8 protein-coding genes are annotated in these 14,583 nt (G+C 33.8%); all 8 read right to left on the minus strand.

Going from position 1 to position 14,583, the window contains the following annotated elements:
* Positions 1–4: 4 nt before the first annotated feature.
* The 8 genes from RG22_RS02345 to RG22_RS02380 all read right to left on the minus strand — a co-directional run bounded on the left by RG22_RS02345 (position 5) and on the right by RG22_RS02380 (position 14,417).
* Complete coding sequence (locus RG22_RS02345) at positions 5–2,365, minus strand: PSD1 and planctomycete cytochrome C domain-containing protein (protein ID WP_081997647.1); 2,361 nt, start codon at positions 2,363–2,365, stop codon at positions 5–7.
* A gap of 98 nt (positions 2,366–2,463) precedes the next feature.
* The gene (locus RG22_RS02350; protein ID WP_034045626.1) at positions 2,464–4,788 is read right to left on the minus strand and encodes a glycoside hydrolase family 20 protein; all 2,325 of its coding nucleotides are present in this window, start codon (positions 4,786–4,788) and stop codon (positions 2,464–2,466) included.
* A 22-nt stretch (positions 4,789–4,810) separates the two neighbouring features.
* Positions 4,811–7,009 carry a GH92 family glycosyl hydrolase gene (locus RG22_RS02355; protein WP_052143594.1) on the minus strand — a complete coding sequence of 733 codons (2,199 nt, stop codon included), beginning with the start codon at positions 7,007–7,009 and terminating at the stop codon, positions 4,811–4,813.
* Positions 7,010–7,011: 2 nt separating this feature from the next.
* Positions 7,012–8,136: a putative glycoside hydrolase gene (locus tag RG22_RS02360; RefSeq protein WP_034040539.1), complete on the minus strand. Its 1,125-nt coding sequence runs from the start codon at positions 8,134–8,136 to the stop codon at positions 7,012–7,014.
* Between the two features lie 9 nt (positions 8,137–8,145).
* A complete protein-coding gene (locus RG22_RS02365; protein ID WP_034040542.1) occupies positions 8,146–9,219 on the minus strand; it encodes a carbohydrate-binding family 9-like protein in 1,074 nt (357 codons plus the stop codon).
* A 67-nt stretch (positions 9,220–9,286) separates the two neighbouring features.
* Complete coding sequence (locus RG22_RS02370) at positions 9,287–10,258, minus strand: glycoside hydrolase family 130 protein (protein WP_034040544.1); 972 nt, start codon at positions 10,256–10,258, stop codon at positions 9,287–9,289.
* A gap of 2 nt (positions 10,259–10,260) precedes the next feature.
* The gene (locus RG22_RS02375; RefSeq protein WP_034040546.1) at positions 10,261–12,138 is read right to left on the minus strand and encodes a sodium:solute symporter family protein; all 1,878 of its coding nucleotides are present in this window, start codon (positions 12,136–12,138) and stop codon (positions 10,261–10,263) included.
* A 29-nt stretch (positions 12,139–12,167) separates the two neighbouring features.
* Positions 12,168–14,417: a GH92 family glycosyl hydrolase gene (locus RG22_RS02380; protein ID WP_034040548.1), complete on the minus strand. Its 2,250-nt coding sequence runs from the start codon at positions 14,415–14,417 to the stop codon at positions 12,168–12,170.
* Positions 14,418–14,583 lie beyond the last annotated feature (166 nt).

A 14,583-nucleotide genomic window follows, 5' to 3' on the forward strand; every position in this document is an offset into this window, starting at 1 on the left:
AATTTTATCCTTTAATAATAGCCTCGTCTAGATTGAAAATTAAACTCGAAAGCAAAGTATATGCATATTCAGTTTTTGAAGTATTTTCTGTTTTAACCAAATTTTTTGTATTGGTTTCAAAATCGTTTTCAACAGTTTCAACATATTGTACTAATTTATCCAGTTCTTCTTCCGTAGGAAAACGAGATGTTATTTTTCTAAATATAAGGTTAATCCGATCGTTATCAGACATTGTTTTATCTTTCAATATGTCTTTTGCTAAATGTTCTGCAGCTTCAATAAGTTGCGGATCGTTAAGCATTACTAAAGCCTGTAATGGCGTACTTGTTTTTTGACGTTTTACTTCGCAAAAATCTCTAGTCGGCGCATCAAAAGTCATCATAGAAGGAGGCGGAACGGTACGCTTCCAAAACGTATATAAGCTTCTTCTGTGCAAATTCTCGCCTGTATCTGGTATATATTTTGTGAGTCCTTGTCCAGATGTTGTTTCTGCCCAAAGCCCTGGGGGTTGATAAGGTTTTACGCTTGGACCTCCTATTTTATTAACCAACAAACCACTTACTGCCAAAGCATTATCACGAACCATTTCTGCTGTTAACTTACTTCTTGGATATCTTGCTAATAATACATTGTCTGGATCTAACTCTAATAAATTAGGTGCTATTTTAGACGTCTGTTTATACGTGCTAGACATAACTAAACGCTTATACATTTTCTTCATATCCCAGCCTTCTTCTCTAAAAGTAACTGCTAACCAATCTAATAATTCTGGATGTGATGGTAACGCACCTTGATTACCAAAATCATCTGAAGTTGAAACAATTCCAACACCAAAAATGTGTTGCCACATGCGGTTTACTGCAACTCTTGCGGTTAAGGAATTATCCTTATCAAATAACCAATTGGCAAGCCCTAATCTGTTTTTTGGAAGTGAATCCGAATACTTCAAAATGAAGTTTGGTGTACCCAATTCTACCTCTTCATCTGGCGCATCATATTGCCCACGTTTTAATATGTGTGTTTTTCTATTTGGTGCATTGTCTTTCATCACCATAAGTTTAACCTCTTTTATAGAGTCTGGTAAATTTATAAATACTAAGGTTTCATCAATTTCTTTTTGAGTAATTTTAATATTAGGTTCAGGAATTTCGCCATAATCAATTTGCCCTTTTTCACCTACTTTATTAAAAAATCCATAAAAACCATAAAACTCTCTTTGTGAAATTGGATCGTATTTATGGTCGTGGCATCTAGCACATTCCATGGTTAAACCCATTATGGCTTTTGATGTAGTATTAGCTCTATCCATAACGTATTCCACACGATATTCTTCATCAATTACCCCACCCTCTTGAGTTATTTTATGGTTTCTGTTAAATGCCGTAGCAACTATTTGTTCGGGCGTAGCATTCGGTATTAAATCGCCTGCCAGTTGCCATTTAACAAACTCATCATAAGGAATATTTCTATTAAAAGCACTAATTACCCAATCTCTCCATGGCCACATAATACGCTCTAAATCATCTTGATATCCATGCGTATCAGCATACCTAGATATGTCTAACCAAGTGGCTGCCATTCGCTCTCCGTAAGCGGTTGATGCTAATAATTTATCAACTACCTTTTCGTAAGCATTGGTATTTTTATCATTTAAAAAGGCATCAATATCTTCTATTTTTGGAGGAAGCCCTGTGAGGTCAAAATATACTCTTCTAATTAACTGCTCTTTTGAAGCTGCTTCAGATGGTGCTAAGCCTTCTTGCTCTAATTGCTTTGCTATAAAATAGTCAATCTTATTAGTAGCCCAATCCTGGTTTGCTATTTTTGGAACCTCTTTTTTTTGTGGTGGCACGAAAGACCAATGTGCCTTCCATTCTGCACCTTGTTCTATCCATTTAATTAAAACTTGCTTTTCATATTCAGACAAACTTAAATTAGAATTTGGTGGTGGCATCACTTGTTGCGGGTCGGTATTTGTAATTTTATAAACCAACCGACTTTTCTCTGGTTTTCCTGGAACAATAGCGTGATTATCTAAATTACTTGCTAAAGCTTTATAGGCGCCTTCTTTGGTATCTAATCTTAATCCCGCTTCACGAGTACCTTCATCAGGACCGTGACACAAATAACAGCGGTCTGATAGAATGGGTTTTACATCAAATATATAATCAATAGCACCGGGTAAATTGCTTGTTTTTTCGTTTGAATGTGAATTAGATTTCTCAGTAGAATTGGTTTCACCAATAGATTGATACGAGTTATCTGAAACAGTCAATCCATACTTTACTAATAAAACAATAACAAATGGCACTAAAAAATATAGTGCTAAAACAAAACGATTACTAGAATATTTACCTTTTGCCATTTTTATGAATTTTATTTAAACACTCATGTTAATTATAATATAAAGTTAATCAAAAAAAAATCGACAGATAACGTGTTACTATAGCTTGATAAAAGATTTTAGCGGACAATAATTTCGTCAACGAAAATCCAAGTGTCATTTCCTCTTTCAGATTTCTTTAAATTTTTAGCTTTTACTTTAACAAATCGCACTTTTTGAGTATCAAAATCGATGCTAAAATCTTTAAGTGTTATTCCTGCATTATTTTGATACGGTCTGTCGATTTTTCCAACACTAGAGAATATTTTTCCATCGTTAGACACTAATACTTCAACTTGCGTTGGAAAATAAATGCTCGGTCCTTGGCTTTCCATTGTTCCAACAGATACATTAGAGATCTCGGTTTCATCTTCTAAATCTATAGTCAATTCCATATCTTTTACTAACCACGCTTGCCATTGCCCATCATGGAAATTTTTAGTTCCACGAACAATATTTACCATGTTTGCAGATTCTTTTCCTTTGTAGCTATCGCTGTATTTAGTATTGTAAACCACTTTTTTACCAACCGCTTTATGATAATTAAATGTTTTTTTAAATACTTTTCCAACAGGTTTATTATCCTCGTAAAGCGATGCTTTTATGGTTGTAGTTGAATTGATTTCAATGGGTTTAGTATAAGCAATTGCAGTTTCATCAAGTGGCGTATCATTTAAAGCATAACGAATATCTGCCACAGGAAACTCATTTTTTAATGATATAGTAATGGTATTTGTGGTGTCATCAACATCAGTCTCAGATCTTAAAGTATACGCACTTTTTGCATAATTTATGCCTTGATGCTTATAACTTATAAAAATATTTTCCATACGTGATGAAAAATTCGTCCAATCTCTACTTCCTTTGGAACTCCAAAGTGCTTCGGATAAAGCTGCTAACCTTGGATAAATCATATATTCTGAATGCGATTCGGTAGTAATATGTTCTGCCCATAAATTGGCTTGTCCACCTAAAACATGTTTTGCTTGTTCATCACTCATCGTTTCAACAATAGGATCAAATTGATACACTTTACTTACTGGCGAATTTCCGCCCCAAGCTAAAGGTTCTGTATCTATTGGTCCTTGATAATGATCAAAATAACAATGTGTGCCTGGTGTCATTACCACATCGTGTCCTTGTTCTGAGGCTTCTAATCCGCCTTTAACACCGCGCCAACTCATAACGGTTGCTCCCGGTGCTAATCCGCCTTCTAAAATTTCGTCCCAACCAATAAGCACGCGTTCTTTAGAGCTTATAAAACGTTCCATACGTTTTATAAAATAGCTTTGTAACTCTTCTGGAGATTTAAGATTCTCATCCTTCATGCGTTTTTTACAATGTATACATGCTTTCCAATTGGTTTTTGTGGCCTCATCTCCACCAACATGAATATATTTTGATGGAAACAATTCCATAACTTCAGTTAATACATCTTCTAAAAATTCAAAGGTAGAATCTTTTCCTGCGCAATAAATATCGGTTATTGGCCATAAGCCACCCGATGGCACTGGAACAGGTTTTTCTAAACAAGATAATTCTGGATACGAAGCTATAGCACTTGTAACATGCGCTGGCATTTCAATTTCTGGCACTACGGTTACACCACGACTTTCTGCATAAACTACAATTTCTTTAATATCTTCTTGAGTATAAAAACCACCATAAGTTGCTTTTTCATCTAATTCTGGAGTGTAACGACCATCCCATGGCTTATCTTCTTGATCAACTCTAAATGCACCAACTTCGGTTAGTTTAGGATATTTTTTAATTTCTATACGCCAGCCTTGGTCATCTACCAAATGAAAATGAAACGTATTCATTTTATGATACGCTAAACGATCGATTGTTTTTTTAATATATTCTTTTTTAAAGAAATGACGAGACACATCTAACATTAAACCTCGCCATTGAAAACGTGGTGCATCCACTATTTCAAGATTAGGAATTACCCAATTAACATCTGTAATTTTAGATTGTGACTCAATAGCAGTTGGCAATAATTGTCTAAGTGTTTGAACACCATATAAAAGCCCATTAAAATCGTTAAATTCAATAGTTATTATATTATTTTCGACTACTAATTTATAGCCTTCTTCTTCTATATTTTCTGAAGTTTTAAATTGAATAAAATTTGATTTAGGCTGAGCTTTAACCATTTTTAAATCCCACCCTTGAGCCATTTTAAATCTATCAATTAAAATTTGAGAAACTGTAGATTGCGCCTCATCTGTAACATAAAAGACCGTGTTTTCGTTAAACTCGAAATTTCCTTCGTTTAGTTTTAAGGTTTCAGGTTTTGGAATAACTTGAATATCATTTTCAGTAAACACCTTAGTTTCTTTAGTATCACAACTAAAAACAATCAGGCTTAATGTAAACACTATTAATACTTTTAATTTCATCAGTCTTTTTTTTATTTTATTATTACTTTTTAGGAACATCGCTCATTGTAAAAACTAGTGTTCCCCCGTTTATTATTTCTTTATGTGAAATGTAATTTCTGCTAATTGTTTGTCCGTTTAACATAATAGATTCAATATATTTATTAGTTTTTGAATTGTTAATCGTCTCAATTTTAAACCGCTTGCCGTTTTCTAAATTGATGGTGGCTTTATCAAAAATTGGTGAACCAAAACTATACAATCCTTCTGCTGGATTTACTGGATAAAATCCTAAACTGCCAAAAATATACCACGACGACATTTGCCCACAATCCTCATTTCCGCAGTGTCCGTTTGGTTCATTTTTATACTGCGTTTCAAGAATTTCTCTAACTATCTTTTGCGTTTTCCAAGGTTTATCAATGTTATTATACAAATATGCTACATGATGACTGGGCTCGTTACCGTGTGCGTATTGCCCAATCATTCCTGTGCTGAAAATTGGTAATTCATCAGTTGGTAACGGATTTAGCGTAAACATAGAATCTAGTTTTTGCTCAAATCGCTCTTTACCACCAACGGTTTCAATAAGTCCGTTAACATCATGCTGAACCGACCAAAAGTATTGCCATGCGTTACTTTCACAGAAATAAGCAGAGTAATCTTTAGGAATAAAGTCTTTTACAAATGTGCCATCTTCTAATTTTGGGCGCATAAAACTACTTTTAGCATCGTACACGTTTTTCCAATTTTCTGAGCGTTTTAAGAAATATTCATAATCATCGGTTTTATTTAAAACTTTTGCAAATTGCGCCACACACCAATCGCCATAAGCATATTCTAATGTTTTTGAAACCGACCAGTTTTCGTGCGTTTCATCAACAGGAATAAACCCAAGTTTTTTATAAATATCAATTTGTCTGCTATCGTCCATCGCGCTTGCTTTACAAGCTTCAAAAGCTAATTGCGCATCAAAATCGATGCCTTTAAAATAGGCATCAACAATTACAGGAATGGCGTGATAGCCAATCATCATATTAGTTTCATTACCCTGCATGGACCAAACTGGTAACAATCCTGTTTCTTGGTAGTGTGCCAGTAACGATTGTACCATATCACTAACACGTTCTGGATGCATAATCGTATATAACGGATGTGCTGCTCTGTAGGTATCCCACAACGAAAACGTGTCATACCTTTCGTAGCCTTCAGCTTTCATTATAGTATCATTTGCTCCTTTATAATTACTGTTATAATCGCTTAAAAGTGTTGGTGCTAACATGCTCTGGTAAAGCATAGTATAAAAAATATGCTTTTGGGTTTCGTTTTTAGTTTCTATGTTAATTTTTTGCAATTGATTTTCCCAAATGCTATCCGCTTGTTTTTTATAAGTTTCAAAATTAAAATGTGGTGCTTCATTTTTTAAAGATAATGTAGCACCTTCATCATTTGCTGTTGAAAGCCCTGTTTTTAAAACAATTACCTCATTTTCTCTTGTATTATAATTTAAGATGATTTTTGTGTTTTTTGCTTTTGCAAAATGTTTAACTAGAGTATCATTTTGATATAATTGATACGACTCAAAAGGCTTTGAAAATTCAATTTGAAAATACACGCGTTGATCTTTTGCCCAACCTGTAGATTTTCGGTAACCTTCAATAGTGGTATTATTTATAACCTTGATATATGTGTCGGTTGGCACATCCCAATTGAGCGCATAACCTAAATCAATATGAATTTGCGATAAACTATCATGTGGAAATGTGTATTTATGAATGCCTGTGCGTTTGGTTGCAGTAACTTCGGCTTTAATGCCATAATCTAACAAATCGACTGAATAATAACCGGGTGATGCTGCTTCTTTATTATGCGAAAAACTAGAAAACGGTTTGAAATTATTGTCTTTAATACGTTTATTGAATCTGCTATTGGTTGGCATGACCAAAATATCGTATAAATCGCCTGCCCCGGTGCCGGTTAAATGCATGTGCGAAAACCCGGAAATAATGGAATCTTGATAAAAATATCCCGCAATGCGATCCCAACCCGGAATACCAATATCTGGACTTAATTGTACCATCCCGAAAGGTACTGTTGCTCCCGGATACGTATTTCCCGGACCATCAGTACCTATAAACGGATTAACATAATATGTTAATTTTTTAGTGGATTCATTTTTATCTTTAGTACAATTAAAAAATAGTAAACCAATTAAGATTAAAATGACACTTTTCTTTAACATGATTATTTATTAATTAATGCTTTTGTTTCTTTTATAGCTTTTAAATATTCATCAGTTAGCGCTGGCGCATCAAAAAAGGTAACACCTTTTGCGCCATTATCTTTGGCATGCATAATGGCTTGTTTTAATTCTTCAACCGATTTAAAATCTGGCATATAAACACCTGTATTTATGGCAATGTTTTCAGATTCAACATCGGTAACACCTTGTTTAGTTGCGTATCCAATCCAATCTACTTCTTCATTATAAAATCCGTGATAAATCATTGGGTAAACTTCATCAATATCCCATTTATCCCAACGTTGACGCACCATGTGGTCTGCCATTTCTGGATAAGGAAATACTGCTGCTGTTAATATTTTATTGTTTGCATGTGCAATTTTATAAGCATCATCAACTACGGATTTTATAGCATTCAATCTGAAATTTTTCCACTCCATGTCAATAGACGTGTTTTTGCTGTCTCTTGGGTTTTTATGATGTATTTTTTCGAACGCACCAACACATTCATCACAATAACAGAAATCAAATTCTGCCATTTCGGTATCTTGTACTAAATTGTATTTTGGCAATAAGCCAATTGGTAAAAAAATATCTGAAAAACGAATGTAATCTAAATGTACACTTTCTACACCTTCAACTTTTGCCAAACCTTCAACCAAACCTAAAACGTGATTACGAGATTCCTTTCTGGTTGGGCATAACCATTGATAATAATCTACATAAGGACGTGTATCGAAACATGATTTTCCATCTCTACTCACAACATACCATTCTGGGTGTTTAAGTGCCACAGTGTCTCCGGGTCTGTTCATAGCCATTATCCAAGCATGCACATTTAAACCAGCTGCTTTTGCAATTGGTGTTAATCGTGCTAATTCTTTTGGGTCTGTGCCTGTGTTTATGAGTACCTCATCGATACCTCCAGCTTTATATTTTTTAAATTCGGCTTCGTAAAACGCGTTAGGTTTTTCTTTATTTGAAGTTATCCACGTTCCAAATTTAAAGGCTTCTTTAGTAATTTCAGTTGGAGCAGTTTCTGTGCTTTCCTGTTTTCTTTCTTTTTGATTACAAGCAACAAAAATTAGTAATGCTAATAGAATTGATAGTTTTTTTAGTGTTTTCATCTTATTTTTTTATTTAGAAATGAATTTTCCGTCTTCTTTTAAAATTAATGTTTTTTGAGTAAATGGACTTATAATGATTAAATTCCAACCTGTATCGTGAAATTTTAATTCTGGAATTATTGCTTTTTCATCAACTGTAAATAGCTTTAAAAGTGTTTTATCTGCCAATTGCCATGAGTTTGTTTTTTTAAAGTGTCCCTTTTGTTTTCTATATATCTCGTACATTTTCCACTTTATTTTATCGTCTTGCGGAATAGTGAAGGTTTCATCACCACCAACTTCTTTAGAAGAAAAATAAACGTATCCCCAGTTTTCTGGCAAGTGCATATTTATAACACCAGTTGGAGACCATACCCAATTATACTCGTGTAAAAACTTACCGTCTTTACCTTTTTTACGTGAATATTTCCCATGTATAATATCGTGTTCCCAATTTACTCTTGAAAAATTAACACGATAAAATTGATTTCTTGGCACGTTATCTTGATTATAAGCTGTTCTTAAATTTTTAAAAGGAATGGCTATTTCAAGCGTCCAACTTTTGTCAACATCATTTGGATTATTTAATGTACCATCAACCGTTATTGCCGATTTTAAACCTGTATAATTCCAGTCATTTAATACCACATTACCAAGTTCCCTGTAAGGTTTATTTATAAACAAATCCCAAACCGTATTAAGGGCATTAATTTCTAATTCGTAATAATTATGAGTATCACCATCAGGATCTATAAACACTTCAAAGTCGTTATTATAAAACACAACAGCATCACGTTCTTTTATATCACCCCAAACATGCGGTTCTTTCATTTCAGCCAAAATATAATAGTAATTTTCATCCCAAAGCATTTTTACGTTGGTTTCATATTTTGGGGTTTTGACACCTTCAATATCAATAAAATTATTCGTCCATTTTGCTTTTTCCCAAACCGCTTCATTGGCTTTACCATCAATAGTTATGGCTTCCGAAATTTTATGAGCGACATAAGTTTGTGGAATAATTTCCTTTTTTGATTGTGCGCAACTTATTATAGAAACACAAAAAAAATATAGTGAAAAATATTTGTTTAAACTTTGATTCATTTTTATTCAAATGTTAAGACATCTTGACTACATTTCGACTTCACTCGATGTGACAATCAAAATTATTCTATAAACTATTATCTTTTGTAAATTGGATCACTTCACTTAATTTTCCATAAGCTAAACCAACAACAGTATCTGCTGCACCGTAATAAATGGCTAATTTATCTGATTCAGTATCATGTAATGCAGCACACGGAAATACTACATTAGGCACATCGCCTACCATTTCGTATGTAGCAGCTGGACCTAATAAATAAGATTGTGTTCTATATTTCACTTTATCGGGTTCCTTTTCGTCTAAAAGCGCTGATCCCATAGCATATCGAAACCCATTACAGGTATTTATAACACCGTGATAAATCATTAACCAACCTTCGTCTGTTAAAATAGGAATAGGACCTGCTCCAATTTTTGTACATTGCCATGCGCTATCCTCAAAATTTGTTGCTTTCATTACGCAACGGTGCTCTCCCCAATATTTCATATCGGGACTGTAACTAATATAAATATCGCCAAATGGTGTGTGTCCATTATCGCTTGGTCTGCTTAACATAGCATATTTTCCGTTTATTTTCTGCGGAAACAAAACACCATTTCTATTAAATGGTAAAAAAGCATTTTCGCACTGAAAAAACTCCTTAAAATCGAATGTGTATCCAATACCAATTGTTGGTCCATGATAGCCATTACACCAGGTTATCCAATAGCGATCTTCAATGAATACTACACGTGGGTCGTATTTATAATCCGATTCTATCATATTGGTATTTCCTGCTTGCATTTTAATGGGTTCGTGATTGATTTCCCAATCAATTCCATTTTTGCTAAAACCAGCAAAAATATTCATCTGTACTGCTTTATTATCGCATCTAAAAACACCTGCATAGCCCTCTTTAAAAGCTACAACGGCACTATTAAATATACTATTAGAAGTTGGTATAGCATATCTATCTATTATCGGATTATTGCTATGACGCCATAAAACATCTTGACAATTTTCAGGCTTATCCTGCCAAGGAAAAATTTTGTTTTGCATTCTTAATTTTTATATTTTTTTACTTTATCTAACCATGTGAATTTTAATATTAATGATGTTATAGCAAAAACTAATAATGTCCACAACGTATTTTGATAGTCTCTTACCATAAAATAAATAGGTAGTAAAATCATACTAGATTGCCAAATTACACCAATAACACAATTAATCATGTCACTCACAAAATCGTTGTTTTTTGTGAACGATTCATCTTCTTTTTTTAGCGCTTTGTATACTGGATTCCACCATCCCCAAGGCCGTACATTAGTGTAAAAGTTTTTAAGAGTTTCCATATTAGTTGCTGGTGTTAACCAAGTGCCTAAAAAGGATCCTAAAAGGGATACAAAAAATATAATTGGAAACACATAGATGGCTGGAATTTGGGCTAAATCATATAACCACGTGCCTACTTCAAAATTAGCTTTATTTTGATCTAATAAAAACTGAAGCGTAGCAATAATTAAACCCGCTAGCATACCCCAAAAATAACCCCAGCCATTAAAGCGCCACCAGATCCATTTTAAAAAGTTTGAAGCTACATAACCTCCGTATAATGCACTTGTAATCCAGAGTGTTAAAGAGTTTATAGAATCTGCAAAAAAACCCATAACAACACCAACAATTACCACAGCAAACGATGCGATATGACTTGCTTTTATATAATGCTTAGATGATGCTTCTGGTTTAAAATATTTTTTATAAATATCGTTTACAATGTATGCTGGGCCAGAATTTACAAATGCTGAAAAGGTTGACATAAAAGCTGCTAAAAGTCCTGCTAACAGTAAACCTTTAATACCTACAGGAACATGAAAATTAATAACCTTTGGTAGTATAATTTCTAAATCGTTAGACCCAATACTTTTTAATGCACTCATTTCTGGAGTTAAGAAAACCAAACCTATAACTACTATACCTCCAATTAATAAATAACGTGGAATAAAAAGTACCAAATTAGTAAATCCACTCATGTAAGCTGCTTCTTTAACAGAACGTGTTGACAAAATGCGTTGCATATCGTAACTTGGTGTTGGTCCTGCAATACTTGCAAAAATACCTTTAAATAAAGACATCCCTATAAAAGCACCAAACATTTTATAGCCTTGAGAATCTATTAAATCGTTAAATGATTTGAGTTTTCCATCCCAGAATCCTTCAAGCTCCATTCCAAATAAAATGGAGTTCCATTCTTTAGGAATAACAGCTGCTATTTGTGCATCTGTAATCGTTACAAATGCATAAATGGTAATCAAAATACCTGCCAAAACCATGATTCCGTATTGCAACACTTCGGTAGCTACAACAGAAAACATTCCTCCTTTTATGGTATAAATCGTGGTTAGAAAAATAATGATGAGCGCATAACTTTGCTCAGAAGCTAATAAAGTAGTATCTCCCATTGTGAGTGTTAAATCCCAAGGTAAAATAATGGTCATAAATTTACCAACGCCTTCAAAGAAATATGCTATAAACCCAACTGATGCTATAATAGCAAAAATGGCGACAATAAGATGTGATGCTCTACCAGGTTTGTCATCACCAAAACGCGTTAAAATCCATTCAGAACCTGTCATGATATTAGAACGACGTATCCAGGCAGCGAGAAAAATCATAATGAAAATTTGATTCCAAATAGGCCAAATCCACATAAACATAAAACTTTTAGCACCGTATAAAAACAGAATACCAACCATCCACGCTGTTCCAGAAACATCAAACATTCCAGAACCATTACTCAAACCTAAATAATACCATTTAATACTATTTCCTCCTAAAAAATATGAATCTAATCCCTTTGAGGCTTTTTTAGAAATCCAAATACCTACTCCTAAAGTTAATACGATGTAGATTACAATTATTGATACATCAATGATATCCATTTACTATTTGGTTGTTAGTTAATTAGTGTTTAGTTATTGGTTGTTCCCCAATTTTTATTGGGTTGACTTCCCATAACAAAATGTAATGTACCACCTTCTATAATTTGCTTGTGTGAAATAGAAGTCTGATTAAAATCTACTCCATTTAAAGTTGCCGATTGTATATATATGTTTTTATTTGAAACGTTTTCTGCTTCAATGATAAATGATTTTTCTTCAGAAATTTTTATGGTAGCTTTTTCAAAAATCGGACTTCCTATTTCATATTCCGCAGAAGCGGGATTCATAGGATACAAGCCAATAGAACTCAATGCATACCACGCACTCATTTGTCCGCAATCCTCATTTCCACTTAACCCATTTGGTGTAGTATTGTATTGTGTATCCATAATATGATGCGCCCAATATTGCGTGCGCCAAGGTTGGTCTGCATGATTAAACATGTAAGCAATATGATGACTTGGTTCATTACCATGTGCGTATTGCCCAATAAGTCCCGTAATGTCTGCTGAAACATTATCACCTGTAATTTCAGAGCTTTCGGTAAATAATTGCTCTAAACGGTTTGTAAAGGTTTCGTTGCCACCGTGTAAAGTGATTAAATTATCTACCGCGTGTGGTACAAACCAACTGTGTTGCCACGCGTTACCTTCGGTATAATCAGTTTGTTCTCTGTGATTGGAGTGTTTCGGATCGAAAGGTTCGTTCCAAGATTTTCCATCTTCAGATTTTCCACGCATAAAACCTGTTTCATTATCAAATAAATGCTGATAGGCTTTTGAGCGATTCAAGAAAAACTCATAATCATCGTTTTTACCTAATGCTTTCGCCATTTGCGCCACACACCAATCATCATAGGCATACTCTAAAGTAATAGTAACCGATTCGTCTATTAAATTATACGGAATATAACTGTGTTTTTTATAATGATTCAATCCGCGTTCATCTTGCATCATCGTAGTTTTCATGGCTTCAAAAGCTTTTTCTGCATCAAAATCACGAATCCCTTTTTGGTAGGCTTCAACAATTACAGGGATGGAATGATAGCCTGTCATCGTATTGGTTTCATTGGCATAAAGCGTCCAAACTGGTAGAATTTTTTTAGTTTCGTAATATGCCAACATGGTGTTTATAATATCTGAAACCTTGTCCGGTGCAGTCAAAGTTAAAAGCGGATGTTCGGCTCTAAACGTATCCCAAAGCGACAATGTTGAATATGCGGTATAATTTTCAGCAGTTATAATTTCATCGTTTTCTTTTCTGAATTGTCCATTTTTATCGCTAAAAGTTACTGGTGCCACTTGCGCGTGATACATGGCTGTGTAAAACATGGTTTTTAATGAATCAACTGAAGTTTCAACTTCGATTTTTGTTAAGGCTTCATTCCATGTATTTTCAGCTTTATTTTTAACGACATCAAAATTAAAATCGCCTGTTTCTAAATTGTCTTTAGCATTTTCAACACTTACAGAAGACAAGGCTACTTTTGTGAATAATTCAGATGAATTATTAGCATCAAAAAATAATTGCACCGATGTTTTTTCACCTTCTGAAGATTTATTTTCTATACGATTCCCATCAGTAAAAATATGATGCTTTGTTATTGGCTTTGAAAACTTAGCGACAAAAAACACTTTTTGATTGGCTGCCCAACCTTTACTAAAACGGTAACCACTAATAGTATAATCATCTTCAATATTAATTGAGCTTTTAAGAACTCTATCCCAATTTATGGCAAATCCTAAATCGATAACTACTGCTTGTTTATCTTCTTTTGCAAATGTGTATTTATGGTAAGCTGTACGTAATGCTGTGGTTAACTCAACATTCACATTATGGTCTTCTAAAAACACTTGATAATACCCTGGTGACGCTTTTTCGTTTTTATGATTGTATTTCGATTTATAAGCTAATGAATCGCGTGACAATGGTGTTGAAGATAAATCAACTTCTTTATTTATGGGCATAAAAAGCACATCTGCTAAATCGCCAATACCTGTACCACTTAACGCTAAATGACTAAAACCAACTGCTATAGAATCAGAATAGTGATAGCCTGAACACCAATCCCAACTACTAATGCCATTTACTGGAGTTACTTGCAACATACCAAAAGGAACCGTTGCTCCTGGGTAGGTGTGACCATGGCCGCCTGTACCTATAAATGGGTCGACATGAATAGTGTTTTTTGATGTGTTTTGGGCTATTTTTCTATCTTCTTTCTTACAAGAAATGAGGACTGCAAAAACAAGAATTATAAGCGCATATTTGTATAACATTTGATAAAGTGCTTTTATATTTTAAAAACTAAATAAATATCTTTATTTTTAATGGAGTGGTTAAGTATTTTAGACTAATAACAGTGTTGCATAGCTAAACAACAAAAATAGCCATTCGGTTTTAATGCTAAAAATTCTTATTTGGTTTTCATTACTAAAAATTATT

The sequence above is a fragment of the Wocania ichthyoenteri Th78 genome (genome assembly GCF_000789235.1).
GTDB lineage: Bacteria > Bacteroidota > Bacteroidia > Flavobacteriales > Flavobacteriaceae > Wocania_A > Wocania_A ichthyoenteri.

Coding starts and splice junctions, on each gene's coding strand:
- RG22_RS02345 (WP_081997647.1), bottom strand. CDS start 2,365: ATGGCAAAAGGTAAATATTCTAGTAATCGTTTTGTTTTAGCACTATAT.
- RG22_RS02350 (WP_034045626.1), bottom strand. CDS start 4,788: ATGAAATTAAAAGTATTAATAGTGTTTACATTAAGCCTGATTGTTTTT.
- RG22_RS02355 (WP_052143594.1), bottom strand. CDS start 7,009: ATGTTAAAGAAAAGTGTCATTTTAATCTTAATTGGTTTACTATTTTTT.
- RG22_RS02360 (WP_034040539.1), bottom strand. CDS start 8,136: ATGAAAACACTAAAAAAACTATCAATTCTATTAGCATTACTAATTTTT.
- RG22_RS02365 (WP_034040542.1), bottom strand. CDS start 9,219: ATGAATCAAAGTTTAAACAAATATTTTTCACTATATTTTTTTTGTGTT.
- RG22_RS02370 (WP_034040544.1), bottom strand. CDS start 10,258: ATGCAAAACAAAATTTTTCCTTGGCAGGATAAGCCTGAAAATTGTCAA.
- RG22_RS02375 (WP_034040546.1), bottom strand. CDS start 12,138: ATGGATATCATTGATGTATCAATAATTGTAATCTACATCGTATTAACT.
- RG22_RS02380 (WP_034040548.1), bottom strand. CDS start 14,417: ATGTTATACAAATATGCGCTTATAATTCTTGTTTTTGCAGTCCTCATT.